Origin of the sequence: Rhodanobacter soli (assembly GCF_040548735.1) — a bacterium.
GTDB classification, from domain to species: Bacteria; Pseudomonadota; Gammaproteobacteria; order Xanthomonadales; family Rhodanobacteraceae; genus Rhodanobacter; species Rhodanobacter soli_A.
The window spans coordinates 309,798-336,268 of record NZ_JBEPSD010000001.1 but is presented as its reverse complement, the minus strand read 5'-3'; the positions used below and the strand labels follow the sequence as shown (position 1 = coordinate 336,268).

Annotated in this window: 22 protein-coding genes; 9 read left to right on the top strand and 13 right to left on the bottom strand. The window is 67.8% G+C overall.

Annotated elements, in window-relative coordinates; genetic code table 11:
- Window positions 1-49: 49 nt before the first annotated feature.
- Window positions 50-532, bottom strand: coding sequence for a peroxiredoxin (locus tag ABIE04_RS01525; protein ID WP_354546829.1), 483 nt, complete (start codon window positions 530-532; stop codon window positions 50-52).
- Between the two features lie 136 nt (window positions 533-668).
- Between ABIE04_RS01525 and ABIE04_RS01520 the strand changes: the two genes are divergently transcribed.
- Both ABIE04_RS01520 and ABIE04_RS01515 read left to right on the top strand, forming a co-directional pair.
- Window positions 669-1,121, top strand: a complete 453-nt coding sequence (locus ABIE04_RS01520) for an Hsp20/alpha crystallin family protein (RefSeq protein ID WP_354546828.1) — start codon at window positions 669-671, stop codon at window positions 1,119-1,121.
- A gap of 75 nt (window positions 1,122-1,196) precedes the next feature.
- On the top strand, window positions 1,197-2,093 hold the full coding sequence (locus tag ABIE04_RS01515; RefSeq protein WP_354546827.1) for a DnaJ C-terminal domain-containing protein: 897 nt from the start codon (window positions 1,197-1,199) through the stop codon (window positions 2,091-2,093).
- Between the two features lie 79 nt (window positions 2,094-2,172).
- Here ABIE04_RS01515 and pilH read toward each other — a convergent pair whose 3' ends face one another.
- From pilH to ABIE04_RS01475, 8 genes are all read right to left on the bottom strand, one after another.
- Window positions 2,173-2,538 carry a twitching motility response regulator PilH gene (gene pilH / locus ABIE04_RS01510; protein WP_354546826.1) on the bottom strand — a complete coding sequence of 122 codons (366 nt, stop codon included), beginning with the start codon at window positions 2,536-2,538 and terminating at the stop codon, window positions 2,173-2,175.
- A 69-nt stretch (window positions 2,539-2,607) separates the two neighbouring features.
- Complete coding sequence (locus tag ABIE04_RS01505) at window positions 2,608-3,606, bottom strand: YhdH/YhfP family quinone oxidoreductase (protein ID WP_354546825.1); 999 nt, start codon at window positions 3,604-3,606, stop codon at window positions 2,608-2,610.
- 22 nt (window positions 3,607-3,628) lie between these two features.
- The gene (locus tag ABIE04_RS01500; protein WP_354546824.1) at window positions 3,629-4,225 is read right to left on the bottom strand and encodes a TIGR00730 family Rossman fold protein; all 597 of its coding nucleotides are present in this window, start codon (window positions 4,223-4,225) and stop codon (window positions 3,629-3,631) included.
- Between the two features lie 153 nt (window positions 4,226-4,378).
- Complete coding sequence (gene lpdA, locus ABIE04_RS01495) at window positions 4,379-5,803, bottom strand: dihydrolipoyl dehydrogenase (RefSeq protein ID WP_354546823.1); 1,425 nt, start codon at window positions 5,801-5,803, stop codon at window positions 4,379-4,381.
- A gap of 144 nt (window positions 5,804-5,947) precedes the next feature.
- Window positions 5,948-7,156: a dihydrolipoyllysine-residue succinyltransferase gene (gene sucB, locus ABIE04_RS01490; RefSeq protein ID WP_354546822.1), complete on the bottom strand. Its 1,209-nt coding sequence runs from the start codon at window positions 7,154-7,156 to the stop codon at window positions 5,948-5,950.
- Window positions 7,157-7,163: 7 nt separating this feature from the next.
- Window positions 7,164-10,004: a 2-oxoglutarate dehydrogenase E1 component gene (locus tag ABIE04_RS01485; protein WP_354546821.1), complete on the bottom strand. Its 2,841-nt coding sequence runs from the start codon at window positions 10,002-10,004 to the stop codon at window positions 7,164-7,166.
- 306 nt (window positions 10,005-10,310) lie between these two features.
- Window positions 10,311-11,261, bottom strand: coding sequence for a GNAT family N-acetyltransferase (locus ABIE04_RS01480; protein WP_354546820.1), 951 nt, complete (start codon window positions 11,259-11,261; stop codon window positions 10,311-10,313).
- The gene (locus ABIE04_RS01475; protein ID WP_354546819.1) at window positions 11,258-12,454 is read right to left on the bottom strand and encodes a cupin domain-containing protein; all 1,197 of its coding nucleotides are present in this window, start codon (window positions 12,452-12,454) and stop codon (window positions 11,258-11,260) included. Before ABIE04_RS01475 ends, ABIE04_RS01480 begins: the two co-directional genes overlap by 4 nt.
- A gap of 203 nt (window positions 12,455-12,657) precedes the next feature.
- Between ABIE04_RS01475 and ABIE04_RS01470 the strand changes: the two genes are divergently transcribed.
- From ABIE04_RS01470 to ABIE04_RS01455, 4 genes are all read left to right on the top strand, one after another.
- Entirely contained in the window at window positions 12,658-14,463 is a 1,806-nt protein-coding gene (locus ABIE04_RS01470) for an assimilatory sulfite reductase (NADPH) flavoprotein subunit (protein WP_354546818.1), read from the top strand.
- Window positions 14,464-14,547: 84 nt separating this feature from the next.
- Window positions 14,548-16,230: an assimilatory sulfite reductase (NADPH) hemoprotein subunit gene (gene cysI / locus ABIE04_RS01465; protein ID WP_354546817.1), complete on the top strand. Its 1,683-nt coding sequence runs from the start codon at window positions 14,548-14,550 to the stop codon at window positions 16,228-16,230.
- Window positions 16,227-16,949: a phosphoadenylyl-sulfate reductase gene (locus ABIE04_RS01460; RefSeq protein WP_354546816.1), complete on the top strand. Its 723-nt coding sequence runs from the start codon at window positions 16,227-16,229 to the stop codon at window positions 16,947-16,949. The genes cysI and ABIE04_RS01460 overlap by 4 nt, the downstream gene beginning before the upstream one ends.
- A gap of 54 nt (window positions 16,950-17,003) precedes the next feature.
- Window positions 17,004-18,761: a bifunctional sulfate adenylyltransferase/adenylylsulfate kinase gene (locus tag ABIE04_RS01455; protein ID WP_354546815.1), complete on the top strand. Its 1,758-nt coding sequence runs from the start codon at window positions 17,004-17,006 to the stop codon at window positions 18,759-18,761.
- Here the strand turns inward: ABIE04_RS01455 and ABIE04_RS01450 are convergent.
- Window positions 18,729-19,763 carry a LysR substrate-binding domain-containing protein gene (locus ABIE04_RS01450; RefSeq protein WP_354549746.1) on the bottom strand — a complete coding sequence of 345 codons (1,035 nt, stop codon included), beginning with the start codon at window positions 19,761-19,763 and terminating at the stop codon, window positions 18,729-18,731. The two genes, ABIE04_RS01455 and ABIE04_RS01450, sit on opposite strands and share 33 nt — an antisense overlap.
- A gap of 322 nt (window positions 19,764-20,085) precedes the next feature.
- Between ABIE04_RS01450 and cysG the strand changes: the two genes are divergently transcribed.
- Together cysG and cysK are read left to right on the top strand one after the other, a co-directional pair.
- Entirely contained in the window at window positions 20,086-21,555 is a 1,470-nt protein-coding gene (gene cysG, locus ABIE04_RS01445; protein WP_354546814.1) for a siroheme synthase CysG, read from the top strand.
- A 69-nt stretch (window positions 21,556-21,624) separates the two neighbouring features.
- The gene (gene cysK / locus ABIE04_RS01440; RefSeq protein WP_354546813.1) at window positions 21,625-22,563 is read left to right on the top strand and encodes a cysteine synthase A; all 939 of its coding nucleotides are present in this window, start codon (window positions 21,625-21,627) and stop codon (window positions 22,561-22,563) included.
- Between the two features lie 37 nt (window positions 22,564-22,600).
- Here the strand turns inward: cysK and ABIE04_RS01435 are convergent, their stop codons facing one another.
- Complete coding sequence (locus ABIE04_RS01435; protein WP_354546812.1) at window positions 22,601-22,999, bottom strand: winged helix-turn-helix transcriptional regulator; 399 nt, start codon at window positions 22,997-22,999, stop codon at window positions 22,601-22,603.
- 186 nt (window positions 23,000-23,185) lie between these two features.
- On the opposite strand from ABIE04_RS01435, the gene gstA reads away from it, so the two are divergent.
- Entirely contained in the window at window positions 23,186-23,803 is a 618-nt protein-coding gene (gstA, locus tag ABIE04_RS01430; RefSeq protein WP_354546811.1) for a glutathione transferase GstA, read from the top strand.
- 202 nt (window positions 23,804-24,005) lie between these two features.
- On the opposite strand, the gene ABIE04_RS01425 is transcribed toward gstA, so the two are convergent.
- Together ABIE04_RS01425 and purB are read right to left on the bottom strand one after the other, a co-directional pair.
- A complete protein-coding gene (locus ABIE04_RS01425) occupies window positions 24,006-24,806 on the bottom strand; it encodes a methyltransferase domain-containing protein (protein ID WP_354546810.1) in 801 nt (266 codons plus the stop codon).
- 199 nt (window positions 24,807-25,005) lie between these two features.
- A complete protein-coding gene (gene purB / locus ABIE04_RS01420; RefSeq protein ID WP_354546809.1) occupies window positions 25,006-26,373 on the bottom strand; it encodes an adenylosuccinate lyase in 1,368 nt (455 codons plus the stop codon).
- Window positions 26,374-26,471 lie beyond the last annotated feature (98 nt).

Below are 26,471 nucleotides of genomic sequence, written 5' to 3'. Positions count from 1 at the left end.
GAAAAACCCCGGCGATGCCGGGGTTTTTCGTTGCCGGACCCGGATCGCCTCAGTGGGCGATGGCCGCCAGCATCGCCTCGGCACTGGAAAGGCGCAGCTCGCCGGGTGCCTCGACCTGCAGCAGGCGCACCACGCCGTCTTCCGCGTACAGCGCAAAGCGGCGCGTGCGCAGGCCCATGCCGAAGGCGGTGCCGTCCAGCTCCAGTCCCAGCGCGCGGGTGAAGCTCGCGTTGCCGTCGGCCAGCATCAGCAGGCCTGCGGGGACCTTCTGCGAAGCAGCCCAGGCCTGCATCACGTAACCGTCGTTGACCGCCAGGCACATCACGCTGATGCCGCGTTGCTGGAACTCGGCGAAGTGCGCCGAATAGCCGGGCAGGTGCTTGTTCGAGCAGGTCGGGGTGAATGCGCCAGGTACGCCGAACAGCAGCGCTTTTCGTCCGGCGAACAAGGCGGCGGACTGGGCTGGGCGGATGTCGCCGTCGATGACCTGGATGGTGGTATCGGGAATCGTGTCGCCGGGCTGGATGCTCATGCGGGTCTCGGAATGGGGAGGGGCTCCGCCATGCTAATCGCGCGGCGCTGGGCTGTCGCCTTGAATCGTCCGCCGCAGCACCTATTTTCTCGGGCAGGCGGTGATTGACCGCAAGTCCAACCCGAGGAGGCATACGATGAATCTGGTTCGTCATGGTATCTGGAACACGGGCAACACCCTGCCCGAGGAAATCCGGCAGGCGTTCGACCGCTTCCTGCAGCCGGAGGATGGCGACGCGTCCAACGTCGTCACCAGTCAGTGGGCGCCGCGCGTGGACATCCGCGAGGACGAGCAGCGCTTCGTGATCCTGGCCGACATTCCCGGCGTGGATCCGGCGCAGATCGAGGTGAGCATGGACAAGGGCATCCTCACCATCAAGGGTGAGCGCGAGACAGGCAATGCCGAGCAGAACGGCAAGTTCACGCGGGTCGAGCGCGCCCGCGGCGCGTTCCATCGCCGCTTCGCACTGCCCGACAGTGCCGATGCCGAAGGCGTTACCGCGAACGGCAAGTTCGGCGTGCTGGAGATCGTGATACCGAAGAAGGCCCAGGCAACGCCGCGACGCATTACCATCAACGCGAGCCACTGAGGCAAGGCGGGCTGCGAGGTACCCCGCGGCGGAGTCGATCCGCCGCGGGTTTTTGCGTGAGTCGGGGAGTGGCAGGTGGAATTCAAAGACTATTACGAGATCCTGGGTGTGAAGCCCGATGCGAGCGAGGCCGAGATCAAGGCGGCGTATCGCAAGCTGGCGCGCAAATACCATCCGGACAAGAACAAGGAAGCCGGCGCCGAGGAGAGGTTCAAGGCGGTCAACGAGGCCAACGAAGTACTCAAGGACGCCGAGAAGCGGCGTTCGTATGACCAGTTGCGCGCCGGCGGCTATCGGCAGGGCGAGCAGTTCCGCCCGCCGCCGGGCTGGCAGGGACAGCAGGGCTTTGGCGGCGGCGACGATGGCGACTTCAGCGATTTCTTCGAGAGCCTGTTCGGCCGCGGTGCGGCCGGCGGCCCTCGGGGCCAGCCGCGGCCGCGTCGCGGTCGCGACGTGCAGGCCTCGGTGCAGATCGACCTGCAGACGGCGTTCGACGGCGGCCGCACGCGGCTGGCGATGCACGACCCGGCCGGCGGCGAGCGCGTGCTGGAAGTGAAGATCCCGGCCGGGATACAGCCGGGCCAGGTGATCCGCCTGTCCGGCCAGGGACAGGCCGGCATGGCCGGCGGACCGAACGGCGATCTGCTGCTGGAAGTGGGTATCCGCGAGGATGCGCGCTTCCGCCTGGACGGCCGCAACGTGGTGCATGTGTTGCCGATCACGCCGTGGGAGGCGGCACTGGGCGCCACCGTGCCGGTGCCGACGTTGGCCGGTACGGTCGACCTGCGCGTTCCGGCCGGCTCGCAGTCGGGGCGCAAGCTTCGGCTGAAGGGGCGTGGCATGCCAGGCGCAAATCCGGGCGACCAGCTGGTGGAGCTGTCGATCCGTGCGCCGGCGGCCGACAACGACAGTCAGCGGGCCGCCTACGAGGCATTGCACAAGGAGTTCGGGGACTTCGACCCGCGCCGCTGAGTCGCCGCGGCCGGTGCAAACGAAAACGGCGCCTGCGGGCGCCGTTTTTTGCGAAGCTGAGAACCTGGGTCGGCAACGATCAGCCCGGCAGGAATTCCTGCAGCGCCTTGACCAGTTCCTCTTCCTTGATCGGCTTCGTCACATAGGCCTTGGCGCCCTGGCGCATGCCCCAGACCTTGTCGGTTTCCTGATCCTTGGTGGTCACCAGGATGATCGGGATATGCGCCGTTTCGGCGTTCTTGCTGATCGTGCGGGTGGCCTGGAAGCCGTTGAGGTTGGGCATCACCACATCCATCAGGATCAGGTCGGGCATTTCCTGCTTGGCCACTTCCACGCCGGCGGCGCCGTCTTCGGCCGAGAGGGTTTCATGCCCGAGTTTTTCGACGATCCGCTTGATACCCAGCAATTGCGACGGGGAGTCGTCGACGATCAGGATGCGTGCCATAAGGTGTTAGTCCCCTGCGAGTTTCGTTGATTCTAAGCCGTGGTGATGGTACTTCCAAGCGCGGTTTCGTCAAACCGTGCCTTCGATGCGCACCAGTGTGCGCCCGAACGAGTCGCCAGCGAGCATACGCGCAAACACGCCGGGCAGTTCGTCGAGGCCCGCTTCACGCGTGGCGATGCGATCCAGGTGCTTGGGTTTCCAGTCGTTGGCGAGGTGCCGCCAGATGCGGTCGCGGAGATCGCGCGCGGTGCCGGCCGAGGCGATCCCGAGCAGGCTGGCGCCGCGGATGATGAACGGCATCACCGTGCTGTCGAAGGCGATGCCGCCGGCGTTGCCGCAGATCGCCACGTTGCCGTACGGATGAATCAGCGGCAGCAGGCCGCTCAGCATGGCGCCGCCGACGTTGTCCAGCGCGCCGCCGAAGCGGGCCGAGTCCATCGGCTTGCCGCTGAAGGCGAGCTGGTGGCGGTCGATGCACTCGCTGGCGCCAAGGCTGCGCAGGACATCGAAGTGATCGGCCTTGCCGCTGATGGCGTGCACTTCGTAGCCGGCACGGCTGAAGATGTCGATCGCCAGCATGCCGACGCCACCGCTGGCGCCGGTCACCGCGATCGGCCCCAGTGCCGGCCTCTGCCGGTTGTCCTGCATGCGCAGCAGGGCCAGCGCGGCGGTGAATCCGGCGGTGCCGATGATCATGCTGTCGCGCAGGCTCAGGCCCGCCGGCAGCGGGATCGTCCAGCGCGCGTCGAGGCGCGCGTATTCACCGTAGCCGCCGTCGCGCGTTTCGGACAGGCCGCTGCCGGTGCACAGCACCGCGTCGCCTTCCCTGAATGCGGGATCGGTCGAGGCGACCACGTGACCGGCCACGTCGATGCCGCCATTGAGCGGGTAGGTGCGCAGGATGCGGCCCTTGCCGGTGCCGGCCAGCGCATCCTTATAGTTGACCGAGGAGTACGCAACCTTGATCAGCACTTCGCCGGGCGACAGTGCGCCGGTATGCATGGTCTCGATGCCGGCGCGGTAGCCGGCGTCGTCATTGTGGATGCGGAACGCGCGGAAGCTGGTCATCTCGATGTCCCTCGGCGGTCGTTCAGGCGCTGACGCTGCTGGTGTCGATCCACTTGGGAATGTAGCTGCCCTGGTAGGCCTGCATCCAGTCGAACAGGGTGGGCATGTCGTCGCCGAACCAGATGCTGTCGCGCTGCTCGGGACGCACGAAGTTCTCCTCGACCATGTGCTCCATCATCGTGCGCAGGTCGCGGTAGTAGCCGCGCACGTCGAGGAAGGCGCAGGGATAGCGGTGCAGGCCCAGTTGCGCCCAGGTCAGCATCTCGAACATCTCGTCCATCGTGCCGAAGCCGCCGGGCAGGGCCACGAAGGCGTCGGACAGTTCGTACATGCGCGTCTTGCGCTGGTGCATGGTCTCGACCACGACCAGCTCGCTCAGGCCAGGATGGGCCACCTCGAGTTCCACCAGTTGGCGCGGGATCACCCCGACCACCTTGCCGCCGCCGGCGAGCACCGCGTCGGCCACCACGCCCATCAGGCCGACCTTGCCGCCGCCGTAGACCAGCGCGATGCCGCGCCGGGCCATTTCCGTACCGAAGGCGCGTGCCTGCTCGGCGTACTCGGGATGCCTGCCGCTGCTGGAGCCGCAGTAGACGCAGATGGCGGTAGGTTGGGGCATGGGCTTACCTGAGTGGAGAGTGGAGAGGAGTGAGAAAAGAGTGTGCGCTTGCATGCTCTCTCTCGTTTCTCACTCCTCTCCATTCGTTTCTTTCAAAGAAAACGGCCCGCCTGTGTTGCCACGAGCGGGCCGTCGCCAACCGGCTTGCGCCGGTCAATTGCCCTTGTGGATGGCGCGCTTGTCGACCGACAACGCGGCCTCATGCACGGCTTCGGAGAGCGTCGGGTGAGCGTGGACGATGCGCGCCAGATCCTCGGACGAGCCCTTGAACTCCATCGCCACCACGCACTCTGCGATGAGCTCGGATACGCCCGGTCCGACCATGTGCACGCCGAGGATGCGGTCGGTTTCGGCGTGCGCGATCATCTTCACTTGGCCGACGGCCTCGTTCATCGCGACGGCGCGGCCGATCGCGGCGAACGGGAAGCTGCCGACCTTGTACGGCACGCCCTCGTCCTTCAGCTGCTTCTCGGTCTTGCCGGCCCAGGCGATTTCCGGCTCGGTGTAGATCACCCACGGCACGGTGTCGAGGTTGACGTGGCCGGCCTTGCCGGCGATCCACTCGGCCACCGCCACGCCTTCCTCGGAACCCTTGTGCGCCAGCATGGGGCCGCGCACGGCGTCGCCGATCGCCCACACACCGTCGACGCCGGTGTGGTTGTGCTCGTCGACCACGATGCGGCCACGCTCGTCCAGCTTCACGCCGGTGTCCTCGGCCAGCAGGCCGGTCGTATAGGCGCGGCGGCCCACGGCGACCAGCAGCTTATCGACGACGAGTTCATGCGCACCGTCCTTGTCCTCGTAGGTGAGGGCAACTTCCTTCTTCTTGATCTCGGCCTTGGTCAGCTTGGCACCGAGCTTGATGGTCAGGCCCTGCTTGGCGAACTCACGGGCGGCTACCTTGGCCACGTCGGCATCGGCGACGGAGAGGAAATCCGGCAGCGCTTCGAGGATGGTGACGTCGGCGCCGAGGCGTTTCCACACGCTGCCGAGCTCCAGGCCGATCACGCCGGCTCCGATCACGCCGAGGCGTTTGGGCACTTCGGCGAGGTCGAGCGCGCCGGCGTTGTCGAGGATCATCTTGTTGTCGAACTTCGCGAACGGCAGCTCGATCGGCACCGAGCCGGAGGCGAGGATCACGTTGGTCGCGCTGATCGTCTGCTTGGTGCCGTCGGGGCCGGTGATCTCGACGCTGTTGCCTTTCAGCAGCTTGCCGGTACCGAAGTACGGCGTGACCTTGTTCGCCTTGAACAGCTGGGCCACGCCGCCGGTGAACTGCTTGACGATCTTGTCCTTGCGGCCGATGAAGGTCGGCACGTCGATCTTCGCGTTGTCGGCCGTGATGCCGTGCACGCCGAAGTTGTGCGTGAGATTGTGGAACTGGCGCGAGGAATCCAGCAGCGCCTTGGACGGGATGCAGCCCACGTTGAGGCAGGTGCCGCCGAGCGCCTGCTTGCCGTCCTTGCCGGCGAACGCGTCGACGCAGGCGGTCTTCAGACCCAGCTGTGCGGCGCGGATCGCGGCCACATAGCCGGCCGGGCCGGCGCCGATGACGATGACATCGTATTTTTCGCTCATGGTTTTTCTCTTTGCTTTTTTTCTTCTCCCGTCGGGAGAAGGTGGCGCGAAGCGCCGGATGAGGGTTCGGGTGTGGTGTGAAGTGTTCGACGCAACCGAACCCTCACCCCAACCCCTCTCCCGGCGGGAGAGGGGCTCAAGCGTTTACAGGCCCAGCAACATCCGCTGCGGATTCTCCAGCTGGTTCTTGATGTCGACCAGGAACAGCACCGCGTCCTTGCCGTCGATGATGCGGTGGTCGTAGCTGAGCGCGATGTACATCATCGGCGCGGCGACGATCTGGCCGTTCTCGACGATGGGGCGTTCCTTGATCGTGTGCATGCCCAGGATCGCGCTCTGCGGCGGGTTCACGATCGGGGTGGAGAGCAACGATCCGAAAGTCCCACCATTCGTGATGGTGAACGTGCCGCCCTGCAGGTCGTCCAGCGACAGCTTGTTCGCGCGCGCCTTGACGGCGTAGTCGGCGATGCCCTTCTCGACATCGGCGAAGCTCATGTCCTGCACGTCGCGCAGCACCGGCGTGACCAGGCCCTTGTCGGTGGACACCGCGATCGAGATGTCCTGGTAGCCGTGGTAGATCACGTCGTTGCCGTCGACCGACGCGTTGACGAACGGATAGCGCTTCAGCGCCTCGGCGGCGGCCTTGACGAAGAAGCTCATGAAGCCGAGCTTGATGCCGTGCTCCTTCTGGAACGCTTCGCCCAGCGTCTTGCGCATCTTCGTGACTTCGCTCAGGTTCACTTCGTTGAACGAGGTGAGCATGGCGATCGAGTTCTTCGACTGCATCAGGCGCTCGGCGATGCGCGCACGCATGCGGGTCATCGGCACGCGCTCTTCCGGACGCGAACCCGGGGTCGGCTTCGCTGCCGGCGCTGCAGCGGCGGCTGGGGCGCTGCCGCCCTTGCCGTAGTTGACCAGGTCTTCCTTGGTCACGCGGCCGTCGCGGCCGGTGCCGGCGACCTTGGACGGGTCGATCTTCTCTTCGGTGGCGACGCGCAGGCCGGCCGGCGAGAGGTCCTCGGTGCCCTTGGCGGCGGCCTTCGGCGCGGCCGTCGCGGACGCGGCGGGGGCAGGTGCGGGCGCTGCAGCGGCCGGTGCCGGTGCCGCAGCTGCGGCGCCTTCCTCGATGATCGCGATGATCTGCTCGCTGTTCACCGTGTCGCCGACCTGGTGCTTGATCTCCTTCAGCACGCCGTCGACCGGCGAGGGCACTTCCAGCACCACCTTGTCGGTTTCGAGGTCGACCAGATTCTCGTCGCGCTTCACCGCGTCGCCGGCCTTCTTGTGCCAGCTGGCGATGGTGGCGTCGGAGACGGACTCGGGCAGGACGGGGACTTTGAGTTCGATGGACATGCTTGTCTTACTCCGCGGAGTGGTCGGTGCCGACCGGCGCGCTGAGCGCCTGTTCGACGAGTGCTGCCTGTTCGGCGACGTGGGTATTGTGGTGGCCGGCGGCCGGCGCCGGCGAGCGTGCGCGTCCCGCGTACGAGAGACTGTGCTTGCTGCCGATGCAGGCCTGCAGGTGGTGACGGATCTGGAACCAGGCACCCTGGTTCATCGGTTCTTCCTGGCACCAGATCACTTCCTTCGCGGAAGGATACTTGTCCAGTTCGGCGCTGACTTCGGCGCGCGGGAACGGGTACAGCTGCTCGACGCGCACGATCGCCACGTCGGCCAGCCCGCGCTTCTCGGCTTCCTCCAGCAGGTCGTAGTAGACCTTGCCGGAGCACAGCACGACGCGCTTGACCTTCTTCGCCGCCAGCTCGCGATGCTCGCCGATCACCAGCTGGAAGCTGCCGTTGGCCAGCTCGTCGAGCGTGGACACCGCCAGCTTGTGGCGCAGCAGCGATTTCGGCGTCATCACGATCAGCGGCTTGCGCGCGGCGCGCAGCATCTGCCGGCGGATCATGTGGAAATCCTGCGCCGGCGTGGTCGGCACGCAGACCTGCATGTTGTCCATCGCGCACAGCTGCAGGAAGCGTTCGAGGCGCGCGGAGGAGTGCTCCGGACCCTGGCCCTCGTAGCCGTGCGGCAACAGCAGCACCAGGCCGCACAGGCGGTTCCACTTCGCTTCGCCGGAACTGATGAACTGGTCGATCACCACCTGCGCGCCGTTTGCGAAGTCGCCGAACTGGGCCTCCCAGATGTTGAGCGTATCGGGGTCGGTGGTGGAGTGGCCGTACTCGAACGCCATCACCGCCTCTTCGCTGAGCAGCGAGTCGATCACCTCGACATCGGCGCCCGCGCGCACGGTGGCCAGCGGCATGTACGTGTGGCCGTCCTTCTGATCATGCAGTACCGCATGGCGGTGGAAGAACGTGCCGCGGCCGGAATCCTGCCCGACCAGGCGCATGTCGTAGCCGCCGTCGACGAGGGTGGCGTAGGCCAGGTTCTCGGCGAAGCCCCAGTCGGACGGCAGCTCGCCCGCGGCCATCTTGCGGCGATCGTCGTAGATCTTCGCCACGCGCGCCTGCAGGGTGAGGTCGGCCGGCAGGGTGAGGATCTGGCCGGAGAGTTCCTGCAGCTTCTGTTTCGGCACCGTGGTGTCGGTTGGCGCAGACAGCTTGCCGCCGAGGAAACGGGCCCAGTCGACGTGGCCGTCGCGGACCGGCGCGGTGTCCAGCTCGGTCATCGGCGCGCCGGCTTCCAGGCGATCGCGGTAGGCCTCGAACTGCTTCTGTGCGTCGCCATCGGCCAGCACGCCTTCCTTCACCAGCTGCTGCTGATACAGGTCGCGCGCGGTCGGGCGCTTGCGGATGATCTGGTACATCACCGGCTGCGTGGCGGCCGGCTCGTCGGCCTCGTTGTGGCCGTGGCGGCGGTAGCAGACCAGGTCGATCACCACGTCCTTGCGGAACGTCTTGCGGAATTCATACGCAAGCCGGGTCACCAGGATCACCGCCTCCGGATCGTCGCCGTTCACGTGCAGCACCGGCGCATTGACCATCTTGGCCAGGTCGGTGCAGTACATGGTGGAACGGGCGTCCTGCGGATTGGAGGTGGTGAAGCCGACCTGGTTGTTGATGACGATGTGCAGGCTGCCGCCGATCTTGAAGCCGCGCGCCTGCGACATGTTGAACAGTTCCATGTTCACGCCCTGGCCGGCCAGCGCGGCGTCGCCGTGGATCAGCACGGCCATCGACTGCGTGTGCATCGTGTCGCGGCGGCGGGTCTGGCGCGCGTGCACCGAGCCGGTGACCACCGGGTTGACGATCTCCAGGTGCGATGGGTTGAACGCCAGCGCCACGTGCACGCCGCCCTTGGGCGTCTTCACGTCGGCGGAAAAGCCCATGTGGTACTTCACGTCGCCGGAGTGCGCCGGGTCGTCGGGATGCTCGAACTTGCCCTCGAACTCGTCGAACAGGGTCTTCGGCGGCTTGCCCAGGATGTTGACCAGCACGTTAAGGCGGCCACGATGGGCCATGCCGATCACCAGCTCCTTGATGCCGTTGTCGCCGGCGGCGCGCACCACGTCGTCGATCATCGGGATCAGGCTGTCGCCGCCTTCCAGCGAGAAGCGCTTCTGGCCCACGTATTTCGTGTGGAGGTAGCGCTCCAGGCCCTCGGCGGCGGTGAGGCCGTCCAGCACGCGCTGCTTGCCGGCCTTGTCCAGGCCGCTCTGGCCGGCGGCCTGCTCGAGCCGGCTGTAGATCCAGTTGCGCTGCTCGTGGTTGCTGATGTGCATGAACTCGGCGCCGATCGTGCTGGCGTAGGTCTTCTGCAGGCGGCTCAGCAGCTCGCGCAGTTTCAGGCGCTGGCCGCCGCCGGCGTAGTTGCCGGTGTCGAATTCGGTGTCCAGGTCGGCGTCGGAGAGGCCGTGGAAGGCGAGGCCGAGATCCGGCGCCGGCATCTTCTCGGTCAGGCCGAGCGGGTCGAGCTCGGCGGCGAGGTGGCCGCGCGAACGGTAGGCGGTGAGCAGGCGCAGCACGCCGGCCTGCTTGCGCGCGTGCTCGTCGCTCATCGGCACGGTGGCGACGCCGTTGTGGCGCTGCTTCTGTGCGGCCTCGATACGCGCAATGGCCGCGGTGTGGGAGACGTCTCCCGACTCGCGGCCCTTGAAGGTTGCAAAGTAATTGGCCCATTCGGCAGGTACTGCCGAGGTATCGGCCAGCCAGGCGTCGTAGAGCGATTCGACGTAATCGGCGTTGCCGCCAGCGAGTTGGGAGGATTCGAAGAACTCGCGGATCAGGTTTGTAGTCACGTCACCACCGGCAGGGAAGGGATGCTTGCAGCGATCCGTGTGACCTTTGAAGTCGCGGTTTCCGGTCGGTTTTCAAGCCCGACAGGCCGTTTGTACGGATGGCTGGGGAGAATCCGGACAATTATAGCCTTTGCCTGCTGCGACGCGGCAACCCGCGACCCGGCTGGAATGCCCCTTTGGCCGGTCCATCCGACGATGGTCTAACGGGCATTTCGTCCCAGGCCGCGGGTTTCATGCGCTTTTGTCCTGACCGTGGGCAAATGGGTGGCGCGGATGCCGGGCCAGCCAGTGTTCAGCTGGTGTCGACTAAATGCCCAGCGCCTGCAGTTCGCTGGCCGGTTCGGCGCGCTCCCACACCTCGTCGAAGTGCTGCTGCAGCGGCGCCTGGCTGGCGCGGTCGTGGCGGGCGGCGCGGCCCTGGGCGCGATCCGCCTCGGGCAGGAACAGATAGCCGCCGGCGTCGTTGAGCAGGTAGGCCGAGATGTAGGCCAGGTCGGCCTCCTCCACCGGCGTGCGGATCTGGATCGCACTGGACAGGCGCTGCGCCAGCGCGACCAGCCGATGGTCGTTGCGCAGCGCGGCGGCCGGGTCGTGCAGCAGGACGCGGATCTGCGCGCCGCGGCCGGAGATCGCGATGCGCCGCAGTTCGGCCAGCTCTTCCGCGCTGGCGTAGTTGTCGTTGCCCAGCAGCGGCAGATAGATCGACAGCCGGTGCCGCGCGTCGCCCAGCAGTTGCCGGCGCGCTTCGGCCGTCTCGCCGCGCGTGCCGGCGGGCAGCACGCCGAGGTCGCGCAGCGGCTTCGTTTCGTCGGTATCCGCGAGCAGGCCCAGACGCATCGCCCGGTGCGGCAGGCCGGCGTCCTCGAACTCCTCGCCGTACGCGACGAAATCCTCGCGCTCGTAGAAGCCGATGGCGCTGACCTGGGCGTCCAGCGCCACTTCCGGCCAGCCCTGCGCGCGGGCACGGGCGACCAGTTCGCGCAACAACGCCGCGCCGACGCCGCGACTGCGCCACTCCCGCAGCACGGCCATGCGGCCGATCTTGTGCGCCGGCGTGAGCCGGCCGCAACCGATCGGCCGGCCGGCGTCGTCGCGCGCCAGCACGTGCCAGCAATCCCCATCGAGCCCGTCGCGCTCGCGCTGCTCGGGCACGCCCTGTTCCTGGATGAACACGGTGCCGCGCAGGTCGAGCAGGGCGGTGCGCTGGTCCTCGCGTGACCAGTCGGCGATCTCGACGTGGAAGTCCTGCAGCTTCATCGGCGTCGGCGTGACTTGCGTGGCAGCAGGTGGCCGTCGTTGACCAGGGCCAGCAGCAGGTCGCGTTCGACGGCGTCGAGCTTGCGGTCGACGGTGAGTGCGCGCTGCTCGCACAACTGCTGTGCCAGCGCGGGCGTGGCAGGGTAGGCGTGGCCGCTGGCGTACAGCGTGCAGGCGGACTTGCCGCGGCTCCACGCCAGCCGCGACCAGGGGTGGCGCAGCAACTGCGCGCCGGCGTCGAGCTGTTTGGCCAGCGCGGCCTCGCCCAGCGGTTTTTCCAGCGGCGCCGGTGTCTGCGCGTTGCGGTAGCGCGTGATGAAGCGGCCGAACCAGTCGTGCAGCATGTCGTCGCGCAGGGCGGCGGCGAACGGCAGCGCGTCCTTCAGGCGCTCGATCGCGGCGCGGTCGATCTCGCCGGTGGCGGTGGCCGGCTTCAGGTCCGGGTCGGCGTAGCGCAATTCTTCGGGCAGGTGCTCGGCGATGAAGTCGGCCAGGTCGCCGGTCAGCTCGGCCTGCGACGGCGCGCGCATGCCGATTGAGAACGTCATGCACGGGCCGCCGAACGCCACGCCATCGTGCGGCACGCCCGGCGGCAGGTACAGCATGTCGCCCGGTTCCAGCAGCCATTCGTGGGTCGGCTCGAAGTGCACCAGCTGCTTGAGTTCGACGTCGTGGCGGAATGCCTTCGGCGCCAGCGGATCGTCGCTGATCGCCCAGTGGCGCTGGCCCAGGCCCTGCAGCAGGAACACGTCGTACTGGTCGACATGGGCGCCGACGCCGCCACCGGGCTCGGCGTAGGAGACCATCACGTCGTCCACGCGCCAGCTCGGCAGGAAGCCGAAGTGCTGCAGCAGGCCGGCGACGTCCGCGTCCCACTTGTCGACATCCTGCACCAGCAGGGTCCAGTGGCTGTCCGGGGTCTTGGCGAAGTCGGCTTCGCTCAGCGGGCCGGGGTTGACGTGCCAGCGGTCTCGTTTCTCGTCGTGCACGATCAGCCGGGCCAGCGCGGCCGGTTCGCAGGCCAGGCCGGCCAGATCGTCCGGCTGCAGCGGCGGCTGAAAGCCGGGGAAGGCGCTGCGGATCAGCAACGGGCGCTTCTGCCAGTAGTCGCGCAGGAAACGGGCGGGCGACATGCCCAGCGGCTGCCTGGCGGAGCCGCGGACTTCGATCGGAAAGGGGGCTGGTTTGGTCATCCGCGCATTGTAGCCGCGCCAGGTGGCGGCGGTGTCGACAGACGAGCCTTGCCGCGGTGGTCGGGCCGGCCGGGACGTCGACCCACGCCGGCAGCCGGAACATAAGGCGGCGGCATAAGCACATGCCGACAGATCCTTTCCCATGTGGCGCGTTAAAAAATAATTTGGACGTCAAACCGTATAGACGTCCAAACGGAGATAACGTGAATTCTGTCGTTGCAACGGACCTTTCCGCGACTGCGCCAGGCGCGGAGAAGCTTGCCAGGCTGGCCCGGGACCTGGAGGGGTTGACCGCGGCGCAGCTGTACTGGGTCGCCGCCTGGAGTGCGGCGCAGGCCGGGCAGGCGCAGCGAAGCGGCCCGGTGGCCGCGGCGCCGGCGGGCAAGGTGGCCGAGCGTCTGAGCATCGTCTACGGTAGCCAGACCGGCAACGCGAAGCGCGTCGCCGCGCAACTGGCCAGTCGCAGCGAAGCGGCCGGCCTGCCGGTGCGGCTGCTGCGTGCCGATGCTTACCCGCAGCGCGAGCTGGCGCAGGAGCGCCACCTGTTGCTGGTGATCAGCACCCAGGGCGACGGCGAGCCGCCGGACGATGCACGCGGCCTGTTCGAGTTCATCACCGGCAAGCGTGCGCCGAAGCTGCCGGCGTTGCAGTTCGCCGTGCTGGGCCTGGGCGATTCCAGCTATCCGCAGTTCTGCACGATCGGGCGCCGGCTCGATGCGCGGCTGGCCGAACTGGGCGCCACCCGCTTCAGCGCATTCGGCGAAGCGGACGTGGAGATCGAGGCGGTCGCGACGCCGTGGACGGAGCAGGCGCTGGATCGGGTCCGCGAATTGTTGAAGCAGGTCGGCCCGCCGGCGCGGGCAACGCCGTTGCATGCCGTGCCGAGCCGCAGTGCGTATTCCCGCGAGCAGCCGTTCGCCGCCACCGTGCTGGCCAACCAACGCATCGTCGGGCGCGACAGCGGGCGCGACGTGCGCCACGTCGAGTTGTCGCTGGAAGGCTCCGGCCTGCATTACCAGCCCGGCGATGCGCTGGGCGTATGGCCGCGCAACCCGCCGGCGCTGGTCGGGCAGTGGCTGGAGGTTCTGCAGCTGGACGGCGCGCAGGAGGTGGCCCACCAGGGCCGCACGCTGCCACTGCGGCAATGGCTGGATCGCGAGCGCGAGATCACCCGGCTGCACCGCGGCTTCATCGCTGCGTTGGCGGCCGCCGGTGGCCACGATGCGCTGGCCCGGCTGCTGCAGCCGGAACAGTCGACGCAGCTCGCCGCCATGCTGGCCGACGACCAGCCGATCGACCTGCTGCGCCGCTACCCGGCGGCATGGCGGCCCGAGGCCATGCTGGCCGCGCTGCGGCCGCTGGCGCCGCGGCTGTATTCGATTGCCTCCAGCCCGAAGGCGGTGGGCGAGGAAGTGCACCTGACGGTGGCCGTGGTCGACTACGAGGCGCACGGCAGCGCGCATTGGGGTGCGGCGTCGAGCTTGCTGGCCGCGACCGCCGAAGACGGTCGGTTGCCGGTGTTCATCGAGCCGAACGAACGCTTTCGCCTGCCCGCCGACGACTCGCGCGACATCATCATGATCGGCCCGGGCACCGGCGTGGCGCCGTTCCGTGCGTTCGTGCAGGAGCGCCGCGAGAGCGCCGCCACGGGCCGCAACTGGCTGTTCTTCGGCAACCGCCATTTCGCCAGCGACTTCCTCTATCAGGTGGAGTGGCAGCAGGCGCTGCAGGACGGCTCGCTGCACCGGCTGGACCTGGCGTTCTCGAGAGACTCCGAGCAAAAAACCTACATACAGCAGCGCCTGCGCGAGCGGGGCGCCGAACTGCACGCGTGGCTGGAAGGCGGCGCACACATCTATGTCTGCGGCGATTCAAAACACATGGCGCGCGATGTCCACGCCACCTTGGTCGACGTGATCGCAGCCCACGGCGGCCACTCTGCCGAGGCGGCGCAAGCCTGGCTCGGCGAACTCCTGCAGCAGGGCCGCTACGCCCGCGACGTGTACTGACCTTCATTCCTGCGTTCGTCCGTGAACGCGAAAGTCAAGAAGCGGCCATCCCTGGCCGCACTTTCAGAGAAAGCAATTATCCCCATGACCTCTCATCTCGAACACGTCAAGGCGGCCAGCCGCTTCCTGCGCGGCGGCATCGCCGAAGGCCTGGCCGATCCGGTCACCGGCGCGATCGGCGACGACGACACCAAGCTGCTGAAGTTCCACGGCAGCTACCAGCAGGACGACCGCGACCTGCGCGAGGAGCGCCGCCGGCAGAAACTGGAGCCGGCCTACGCCTTCATGCTGCGCGCACGCCTGCCCGGCGGCGTGGTGACGCCAGCGCAGTGGCTGGTGTTCGACCGCATCGCCCGCGACTACGCCAGTGGTTCGCTGCGCATCACCACGCGGCAGACGTTCCAGTGGCACGGCATCATCAAGCGCCGGCTCAAACCCACCATCGCGGCGATCCATGAGGCGCTGGCCACGACCGTCGCTGCCTGCGGCGACGTGGTGCGCAACGTGGTCAGCACGGCGAACCCGGTCGAGTCGGCCGCGCATGCCGAGGCGTATGCCTGGGCCGCCCGCCTGTCCGCCGAACTGGCGCCGAAGACCCGTGCCTACCACGAGATCTGGCTGGACGGCGAGAAGCTTGTCGCTGAGGACGTCGAATCGCTGTATGGCGCCACCTACCTGCCGCGCAAGTTCAAGATCGGCCTGGCGATCCCGCCGCTCAACGACATCGACGTGTTCGCGCAGGACCTGGGCTTGGTCGCGATCATCGAGCAGGGCGAACTGCGCGGTTTCAACATCGCCGTCGGCGGCGGCATGGGCGCCACCCACGGCGACCCCAGCACCTATCCGCGGCTGGCCAGCGTGATCGGCTTCGTGACGCCGGAGCAACTGTTCGGCGTGGCAGAGACGGTGATCGCCGTGCAGCGCGACTGGGGCGATCGCGCCGAACGCCAACACGCGCGGCTGAAGTACACGCTCGACCATCGCGGTCTGGATGTGTTCAAGGCGGAGCTGGAATCGCGCCTCGGCTACACGCTGGCACCGGCGCGCGACTACCACTTCGAACACAACGGCGACCGTTACGGCTGGGTCGAGGGCCACGACCGTCGTTGGCATCTCACCCTGCATATCGAATCCGGCCGGCTCGCCGACGTGGGCGAGCGGCGCTGGCTCAGCGGCTTGCGCGAGCTGGCCGGGGTACATGCCGGCGACTTCCGCCTGACCTGCAACCAGAACGTGATCGTGGCGAACGTCGCCGCGCCCGATCGCGGGCGCATCGACGCGATCGTGCGCGAGTACGGGCTGGACGGCTACACGAGACAGAGCGCGATCCGCCGCCACGCGATTGCCTGCGTCGCGCTGCCCACCTGCGGCCTGGCGATGGCCGAAAGCGAGCGTTACCTGCCGTCATTGCTGCCGAAGCTCGAGGCGCGGCTCCAGCACCATGGCCTGGCTGACGCGCCGATGCTGCTGCGCCTATCCGGTTGCCCGAACGGCTGCTCGCGGCCGTACCTGGGCGAGATCGCCCTGGTCGGGCGCGGACCGGGTCGTTACGACCTGCGCCTCGGCGCGGACTTCAGCGGCCAGCGGCTGAATCAGGTGTATCGCGAGAACGTGGACGAGGCGGCGATCCTTGCCGCACTCGACCCGCTGTTCGCGCGATACGCCGCCGAACGTGCGGACGGCGAGGGCTTCGGCGATTTCCTGCTGCGCGCCGGCATCCTCGCGCCGCTGCCGTCGCGGCGCATTCCCGCCGAGCTGGTTGCATGAGCGCGGCGCTGCTCGAACAGGCGCCGCACGAGCCGCAGGCGCTGGCCGAGTTGAACGCCATGCTGGCCCGGCTCACCGCCGAACGCCGGGTGGCCTGGGCGCTGGAACACGTCGCCGGCGAGCACGTGTTGTCGTCCAGCTTCGGCGCGCAATCGGCGGTATCGCTGCACCTGGTGACACGCCAGCGGCCGTCATTGCCGGTGGTGTTGATCGACACCGGCTACCTGTTTCCCGAGACCTACCGCTTTGTCGACGAGTTGACCGAACGCCTCGCGCTGAACCTCAAGGTGTATCGCGCGCCGCTCAGCCCGGCCTGGATGGAAGCGCGCCATGGACGACTGTGGGAGCAGGGCGTGGCCGGGCTAGATCGCTATAACCGGTTGCGCAAGGTCGAGCCGATGCAGCGTGCGCTGGCCGAGCTGGATGCGGTGGGTTGGCTCGCCGGCCTGCGCCGCGGGCAGTCGCGCAGCCGTGCCGCGATCGAGTTCGCCGAGCACCGCGGCGGTCGCTGGAAGTTCCATCCGCTGGCCGACTGGAACGATCGCGACGTCGGCCATTACCTCGCACGCCATGGCCTGCCGTACCACCCGCTGTGGCAGCAAGGCTACGTCTCGATCGGCGACAGCCATACCAGCCGGCGCTGGGAGCCGGGCATGGACGCCGAGGACACCCGCTTCTTCGGGCTCAAACGCGAATGCGGACTGCACAGCATCGCGTAGCCCAACGGCCATCGCGCCGCGATGGCTTTCTCCCCCGACCGGACTACCGACACCATGAGTCACACCGCACTTGCTCCGAACCATGACCTTGCCGCCGACGACGCCCTGATTGCTCCGCACGGCGGGGTGCTGAAGGAACTTTATCTGCCGCCCGCCGAAGCCGAGGCGCTCAAGCTGCGCAGCGCCCGGCTGCCCGGCGTGGACCTCGATACGCGCCAGCTGTGCGACCTGGAGTTGCTGCTGAGCGGTGCGTTCTCGCCGCTGGAAGGTTTCCTCGGCCGCCGCGACTACGATCGCGTGGTGGAAGAACTGCGCCTCGCCGACGGCACACTGTGGCCGATCCCGATCACCCTGGACGTGGACGAGGATTTCGCCGCGCAGCTGTCCACCGGCAGCGAGGTCGCCCTGCGCGACAGCCAGGGTGTGCCGCTGGCGGTACTGGAAGTGCACGATGTCTATTGGCCGGACCGCCTGCACGAGGCGAAGCGCGTGTTCGGCAGCACCGACCGCCTGCACCCCGGCGTGGCCGAACTGCTCGATCGCACCAAGCCGGTGGCGCTGGGCGGCCGCGTGCGCGGCATCCAGCGGCCGGCGCACTACGATTTCGGCGAACTGCGCGATACGCCGCGCAGCCTGCGCGAATGGTTCGCGGCGAACGGCTGGAGCCGCATCGTGGCGTTCCAGACGCGCAACCCGATGCACCGCGCGCACCGCGAACTGACCCTGCGCGCGGCGCAGCAGGTCGGCGCCAAGCTGCTGATCCAGCCGTCGGTGGGACGCACCAAGCCGGGTGACGTCGACCACTACACCCGCGTGCGCTGCATCCGCGCGCTGCTGCCGCAGTACCCGGCCGACAGCGTGAAGCTGTCGCTGCTGCCGCTGGCGATGCGCATGGGCGGCCCGCGCGAGGCGCTATGGCACGCGATCATCCGCAAGAATTACGGCGCCAGCCATTTCATCGTGGGCCGCGATCATGCCGGCCCCGGCAAGGATTCGCACGGCCAGCCGTTCTACGGCCCGTTCGAGGCGCAGCAGTTGCTGGAAAGGCACCAGGACGAGCTGGGCATCCGGATCGTGCCATTCCCGGCGATGGTGTACGCGGCGAACCGCGACGCCTATCTGCCGTCGACCGAGGTGACCGCGGAAGACGAGGTGCGCGACATCTCCGGCACCCAGCTGCGCCGGCATCTGCACGAGGGCAGCGAGATCCCGGCCTGGTACAGCTTTCCCGACGTGGTGAAGATCCTGCGCGAGCGCCACCCGGTGCACGCGCCACGCGGCTTCGCGCTGTTCTTCACCGGACTGTCCGGCGCCGGCAAGTCGACCATCGCGCAGGCGGTGATCGCGCAGCTGCTGGAACACACCAGCCGCCCGGTGACCGTGCTGGACGGCGACGAAGTGCGCAAGCACCTGTCGCGCGGCCTCGGCTTTTCGCGCGAGGACCGCGCCGCCAACGTCACCCGCATCGGCTACGTCGCCAGCGAGATCGTGCGCCACGGCGGCATCGCGGTGTGCGCGCCGATCGCGCCGTATGCCGACGCCCGCGCGGAGTCCCGCGCGCTGGTCGAGGCGCATGGCGACTTCATCGAAGTCCACGTCGCCACCTCGCTCGAAGTGTGCGAGGCGCGCGACCGCAAGGGGCTCTACGCGCAGGCGCGCGCCGGCAAGATCGCCCGGTTCACCGGCATCAGCGATCCGTACGAGGTGCCCGAGCAGCCGGAACTTCGCATCGACGGCGATGCCGCCGAGCCGGTCGTGCTGGCTCGGCAGGTGCTGGCGCTATTGCGTAACCGCGGCCTGATCGACGGCTGAGACGGTGGCGCGGCGGTCAGGCTGCGTGACGACCGGGCGCTCCCGCCAGTGCGGCACTGCCGACCACTCGACCGGCGCCGTGTCGGCGGCGAGCGCGCGTACTACGTCGCGGCGGTCCAGGTGCGGCGCGAACTGCGCGATGAACTCCAGCACGTACTCGCGCAGCACGCTTTCCCGGCGCAGCACGATCCAGGTCGTGCATTGCGGAAACAGGTGGTCGGCCGCCAGCGCCTGCAGGTCGGTATCGCCGTCCAGCATCGCCATCTCGGCCAGCACGCCGATGCCGAGGCCGGTGCGCACGTAGGTCTTGATCAGGTCGGCGTCGCCGGCCGTCATCGCGATCTGCGGGCGCAGGCCGGCCGCCTCGAACGCGCGGCGCAGCGACGAGTCGGCCTTCAGCGAGGAGTCGTAGCTGACCAGCGGCAGCGTGGCCAGTTCGTCGAGCGAGGGCGGCTGTCCCTTCGCCGCCAGCGGATGCTCTTGCGGCGTCACGATCACCCGGTGCCAGCGATAAGCCGGCAGCGCGATGCCGACGGACGGCGGCGCACCGGCGCTGCTGATCACCGCAAGGTCGACGCGGCCGGCCTCCAACTGCGCCAGCACTTCGCCGTCGCGGCCCGGCTGCAGGTGCACGCTGACCTGCGGGTAGCTCTGGCTCAGCGCGCCGATCGCGGCGGGCAGGGCGAAGCGCGCCTGGGTGTGGGTGGTGGCGATGCGCAGCTCGCCGCGCGCCTCGTTGCGCAGGTTGGCGGCGATCGAGCGGATGTTGGCCGCCTCGGCGAGGATCGTGCGGGCGCGTTCCAGCACGTGCCGGCCGGCGTGGGTCACCGCGTCGAGGCTCTTGCCCTTGCGCACGAACAGCTGGAAGCCCAGCTCGTCCTCAAGCTGGCGCAGCTGCTTGCTCAGGCCGGGCTGGGTGGCGTGGACGCGCTCGGCGGCCAGCGTGATGTTGAGGCCGGAGTCGGCGATGGCAATCAGGTAGCGCAACTGGATCAAGGTCATGGCGATGGTCTCGTGGGCAGTCGGGATCGCGGGATCGGGGCGCGGACGGAACACGGATACATCGCATGGAATGCACCGGCATCGTGCATGGTGCATGGGCGCAGGCGGCCAGCTGGACGCTGCGGACGGATTCCTTGTGGTCTGGATGTGCATGCATGATCAGACGTCTATACGTCCATTTGATAAAATGGTCAAGCGTGGCGTCGTCCGGCATGGGTTATGCCGGTGCGGCATATGCACGGCCATACAAGTCATTTGTCGCGCCGGCATTGGCTGCGTAGCGTGGTTTCATCTCCCCCGTACGCGAAACGGCCTCGCCCGAATGAAGCTCTATCCGTTGTTTGCCGACCTGTCCCGCCGCGCCGTGCTGGTGGTGGGCGGCGGCGCGGTGGCCGAGCGGAAAGTGGCGGCCTTGCTTGGTGCGCAGGCGCAGGTCACGGTGAACGCGCCCACGCTCACGCCGCAGCTGCTGCGCTGGGCGGCGGCGGGGCGCATCGCGCATCGCCGCGATGCGTTCCAGGAGGCCTGGCTGGAGCGGGTCTGGCTGGTGGTGGCGGCGACTTCCGACGCCGAATTGAACCGGCTGATCGCCACGTTCGCCGAGCTGCGGCGGGTCTTCGTCAACGTGGTCGACGATGCAGCCCTGTCGAGCTTCCATGTACCTGCGGTGGTGGACCGCGCGCCGCTGACCATTGCGATCTCCAGCGGCGGCGAGGCGCCGATGCTGGCGCGGCTGCTGCGCGAACGATTGGAGACGCTGCTGGACCATTCGCTGGGCGCGCTGGCCACGCTGGCGGCGCGCCTGCGCCGGCGCATCCGCCTGCGCCATCCGGACCTCGCGGCACGGCGGCGCTTCTACGAGAGCCTGTTCACCGGTCCGGTGGCGACCTTGCTGCGCCAGGGCCGGCCGGATGAGGCGCGGCAGGTGGCGGAACACGCGCTGGCCGCGGCGCCGGCGCTATCGGCAGGCTCGGTGGTACTGGTGGGTGCCGGCCCCGGCGATCCGGGCCTGCTGACCTTGCGTGCGCTGCGTGCGCTGAACGAGGCCGACGTGATCCTGCACGACCGGCTGGTCAGCGCCGGGGTGCTGGAACTGGCGCGGCGCGACGCCGAACGCATCGAGGTCGGCAAGCAGGCGGGCCACCACCACACCACCCAGGACGGCATCCATGCGCTTTTGTTGCAGCATGCGCAGGCAGGGCGGCGGGTGGTGCGGCTGAAAGGCGGCGACCCGTTCGTGTTCGGCCGTGGCGGCGAGGAACTGGAGTTCCTGCGCACCCATGGCATTCCCTACGAAGTGGTGCCCGGCATCACCGCGGCGGTGGCCTGCGCGGCCTATGCCGGCGTGCCGCTGACCCATCGCGACCACGCGCAGTCGGTGCGTTTCGTCACCGCGCACTGCCAGTCCTCGCGCGACACCCTGGACTGGGCGGCGCTGGCGCAGGAGCGGCAGACGCTGGCGGTCTACATGGGCGTCGCCGAGCTGGGCGTGCTGCAGGCGCAGTTGATCGGGCACGGCCGGGCGGCGTCGACGCCGTTCGCGCTGGTCGAGAACGGCTCGTGCGCGGAGCAGCGGGTGATCACCGGCAGCCTGGCCAACCTGGCCGAGCGCGCGGCGTTCCACGCGGTGCGCTCCCCGGCGCTGCTGATCCTGGGCGAGGTGGCGGCGCTGGCACCGTCGCTGGCCTGGTTCGGAGAGCCGCCGCTGGGGGCCACGGTGCACGACATCCGTACGCCGCAGGCGGAAAATCCGGCGGCACCCGACGTGCTGACGGCGGTCCACCGCGCCTGACGAAAATCTTTACCTGGGCGGGCGCATGATCGCGCGACGGTTTTTCCCCCACGCCTGCCGGAGCGCCTCATGATCCACGACAGTATTCTCGACACCATCGGCAACACGCCGATCATTAAGCTTCACCGCCTCGCCCCGAAGCACGTCGAACTCTACGTGAAGGTGGAGGCGTTCAACCCGGCCGGTTCGGTGAAGGACCGGCTCGCCCTGGCGATCATCCTGGACGCCGAGCAGCGCGGCACGCTGAAGCCCGGCCAGACCGTGATCGAGGCCACCTCGGGCAACACCGGCGTGGCGCTGGCCGCGATCTGCGCGGCGCGCGGCTACCCCTTCGTGGCGGTGATGTCGGATACGTTCTCGCTCGAGCGGCGCAAGCTGATCCGCGCCTACGGCGGCAAAGTGCTGCTGACGCCGGGCGCCGCACGCGGCAGCGGCATGGTGGCGAAGGCGGTGGAGCTGGCGCAGAAGCATGGCTGGTTCTTCACCAACCAGTTCGAAAACCCTGCCAATCCGGCGTATCACCGGCAGACCACCGCGCCGGAAATCCTGCGCGACTTCGCCGGCCGCCGGCTGGATTACTTCGTCACCGGCTGGGGCACCGGCGGCACGCTGACCGGTGTCGGCGAGGTGCTCAAGGTGGCGCGTCCGGAAGTGCAGATCATCGCCAGCGAGCCGACCGGCGCGGCGCTGCTCTCCGGCAAGGAATGGCAGCCGCACAAGATCCAGGGCTGGACGCCGGATTTCGTGCCGGCCGTGCTCAACCGCGAGGTGGTCGATCGGATCGTGTTGATCGACGACGTACTGGCCCGCGACACCTCGCGCGAGCTGGCGCAGCAGGAAGGCATCTTCACCGGCATCTCCTCCGGCGCCACCCTGGCTGCCGCCGTACAGGTGGCGGCCGATGCGCCGCCGGGCTCGGTGCTGCTGGCGATGCTGCCGGATACCGGCGAGCGCTACCTGTCGACCTTCCTGTTCGAGGGCGTCAACGAGGGCTCGGACGAAGTCTGAGCGGGGCAACGGGCCGGTCGCCGCAGGCGGCGGCCGGTCACGACTGTTTCGCGCGTTGGCGGGCGGTTCCGGATGCGCGTTTCGACGCACCCGCTTCCCATTCCGCGATCAGCTTCTTGCCCACGCTGGCCAGTGCCTGGATCGCCGGCAGCAGTTCGCGGCCGAGCGGCGTGAGTGCGTACTCGGCCGACGGCGGCGAGGTAGCCAGCACGCGCCGCGTCACCAGCCCGCGCGATTCCAGCTCGCGCAGCCGCGCGCTCAGCACGCGCGCGGAGATGCGTGGGATGTCGTGGCGCAACTCGCCGAAACGGCGCGGTTCGGCGCTCAGGAACCAGACCACGTTCGGCGCCCACGCGCCGCGCAACAGCGCCAGGCTTTCGGTGAGCGGGCAGGCCGGCGGTGCAGCGACCTTGCTCTTGCGTACGGGCAGGCCCATCGGAATTCCATCGGGAGAGTTCGGTAACCGGGCGGATACTACATTTTTCCGCTAACCAAAGGTTAGGTGGTATCCATAAGTAACCATGATGGCTAGGATGCCACCATCGTTGCGGTGCACGCAGGCAGTCGCTTCGCGTGTGGCCGCGGCGGTGGTCTTCCCCACGTCCCCATCACGGAGAAACTCATGAAACTCTATTACTCGTCGGGCGCCTGCTCGCTGTCGCCGCACATCGTGGCGCTGGAAGCCGGCATCGCGCTGCCGCTGGAAAAGGTCGACGGCAAGGCCAAGCGCACCGAGGGCGGTGCGGATTTCTGGCAGATCAACCCGAAGGGCTACGTGCCGGCGCTGGCGCTGGACAATGGCGAACTGCTGACCGAAGGCCCGGCGATCGTGCAGTACCTGGCCGACCTCAAGCCTGAAAGCAACCTGGCACCGACCAACGGCACGCTGGCGCGCTACCGCCTGCAGGAAATGCTGGGCTACATCAACTCCGAGATCCACAAGACCTACAGCCCGCTGTTCAAGCCGGATACGCCGGAACCCACCCGCGCCGAGCGCAAGGCATACCTGCTCAAGCGCTACCAGTTGATCGAAGACGTGCTGGCAAAGCAGCCGTGGCTGCTCGGCGACCATTTCACCGCGGCCGACGCCTACCTGTTCACCGTCACCAACTGGGCGAAACACGTCGATCTGGACCTGTCCGGCTTCCCGGCGTTGCTGGCCTTCCAGAAGCGCGTGGCCGAGCGGCCGGCGGTGCAGAAGGCGATGCAGGAGGAAGGGTTGATCAAGGCGGCTGCCTGATCGGTCGCCGCTCAAACGCAAACGGCCGGCATCGCGAGGTGCCGGCCGTTTGCGTTTGATGAGGTGGGACAGGTTGCGCGGGTGAGCTTTTTGCGAGCAGGGCCGGGTTCACGGTCAGCGCAAGCCTTCTGTTATGCAGTGAGTGAACCTGAGCAGATGACCCGCGACACCTCGCGTCCGCTGGCACAGCAGAAAGGTATCTTCACCGGTATCGTGGCTTGCGTCCGCGAACAGAAATCATCGGTGGCTGCGAGAGATCCAGCACACCCGCTCGCACGTTCGCGAGGTGCTGCTCGATTTCGTCATCGGTGGCTATGCCATGGCTCAGCAGATCGTTTCGAATCATCGCTATCGTGGCAATTTCCAATGGCGCGCATTCCGGTAAGGTGATCGGGAAATAAGCCTCGGCCGCGATGTCTTCCATACCCGCGCTGCGGAACATTCGCGGCAGCTTTCGGCCGAAGGACAAATCAGCTCCCCGGTTCGACAGCAGCGCCCTGAATCCCACCCTGATCCTGTTGGCCAGCTCTTGCTCGGGGCCGTAGGCGTCAATGCAGCTCAAAGGCTGGAGCGCAGGATCGGCGTCCTCGATCACCAGCCAGCCGCCGGGCTTCAGTGCGGAAATCATGTTACGGAATGCGCGTTCCCGCTCGGGAACGTGGACCAGGACCAGCCGGGCATGCACCAGATCAAATAATTCACCGGGCGGAGCATCGCGCGCTACGTCATGGTTGCGTACTTCCACGTTTGGGGACGTCGCCTCCTTCGTCCAGGAGGCGTCGATGTCAGTTGCCAGTACGTGGCCGGCATGTCCAACGCGCTTCGCGATCATTCGGACGAGTGCAGGTCCTCCAGCGCCCACTTCCCAGCAGCGCCATCCATCAGCCATGCCGCAAGCATCGAACTGCCGAAGCGTGACCGGGTCGAACAGGGCGGACAGCGAGGCGAAGCGCTGAGCCGCCTCTGCCTTCCGATTTTCCAGGAGGTAGTCAGTGTCGGACATCAATTCCTCCGATCCCATCGCGTTGACAAGGACTTGCCAGATGGTTGCTGTGGTGCTGAGGCGCGAGGATGACCTTTGCATATCCCACAAATCGAGGCGCGATCTTTATAACCCCGGAAGTGCGGGAATAAACCGCATGGTCAGCGCATACACGCATCCTCGCCGCTGGGGCGACAGTGCACCAGGCGAGCAACCGCGCTCAGATGTCCTTCGCCAGCCCCTCAGCCAAGCCGATGTAGCCGCTCGGCGTCAGCTCCAGCAACCGCTGCTTCGCCTCGGCCGGCAGGTCGAGGCTGCCGATGAATTCGCGCATGGATTCGCGCGTAATGCCATGCCCACGAGTCAGCGCCTTGAGCTGTTCGTACGGCTGCGGCAGGCCGTAGCGGCGCATCACGGTCTGCACGGCTTCGGCCAGCACTTCCCAGCTGGCGTCGAGGTCGGCGGCGATGCGTTCGGCGTTGACGTTGAGTTTGCCCAGGCCTTTCTTCAGCGATTCCAGCGCGACCAGGGTGTGGCCGAAGGCGGTGCCCAGTGCGCGCAGCACGGTGGAGTCGGTGAGGTCGCGCTGCCAGCGGCTGATCGGCAGCTTCTCGGCGAAATGACCAAGCAAGGCGTTGGCGAGGCCGAAGTTGCCTTCGGCATTTTCGAAGTCGATCGGGTTGACCTTGTGCGGCATGGTCGAGGAGCCCACTTCGCCGGCCTTCAGGGTCTGCTTGAAGTAGCCCAGCGAGATGTAGCCCCAGATGTCGCGGGCCAGGTCGATCAGGATGATGTTGGCGCGGCGCACGGCGTCGCAGTATTCGGCCACACCGTCGTGCGGCTCGATCTGGGTGGTGTAGGCGTTGAAGTCGAGGCCGAGGCTTTCCACGAAGCGTTGCGAGAACGCGCGCCAGTCGACTTCCGGGTAGGTGATGGAATGGGCGTTGTAGTTGCCCACCGCGCCGTTGATCTTGCCGGAGATTTCCACCGCGGCGAGCTGCCGGCGCTGGCGTTCCAGTCGCGCCACCACGTTGGCGATTTCCTTGCCCAGCGTGCTGGGCGAAGCGGTCTGGCCATGCGTGCGCGACAGCAGCGGCAGGGCGGCGTTGGCGTGCGCGATCTCGCGCAGTTGGGCGATCACCTCGTCCAGCTGCGGCAGCAGCACCTGGCTGCGCGCGTCGCGCAGCATCAGCGCGTAGGACAGGTTGTTGATGTCCTCGCTGGTGCAGGCGAAGTGCACGAATTCCTTCGCCTGGGCCAGGCCGGCGTCGGCGCCGATCTTTTCCTTGATGAAGTACTCGACCGCCTTGACGTCGTGGTTGGTGGTGGCCTCGATCGCCTTGATCCGTTCGCCGTCGGCCTCGCTGAAATCATCCGCGATGGCCTTCAACGTGGCGACCTGGCTGGCGTGGAAGGGCTGCAGCTCGGCGATCTTCGGCTCGGCGGCCAGCGCGAGCAGCCATTCGATCTCCACCTGCACGCGGCGATGCATCAGGCCGAACTCACTGAAGATCGGGCGCAGCGCCTCGACCTTGCTGGCATAGCGGCCGTCCAGCGGCGACAGGGCGGTGAGGGCATGGGAGGACATCGAGGGTTTCCGGCAGGGCAGGGAAACGCGCATTCTACAACCTGCGCGCTGACTGTCGGCCCGGCCGGCGCCGGCCCGGACTCTTGATATGGTGCGAA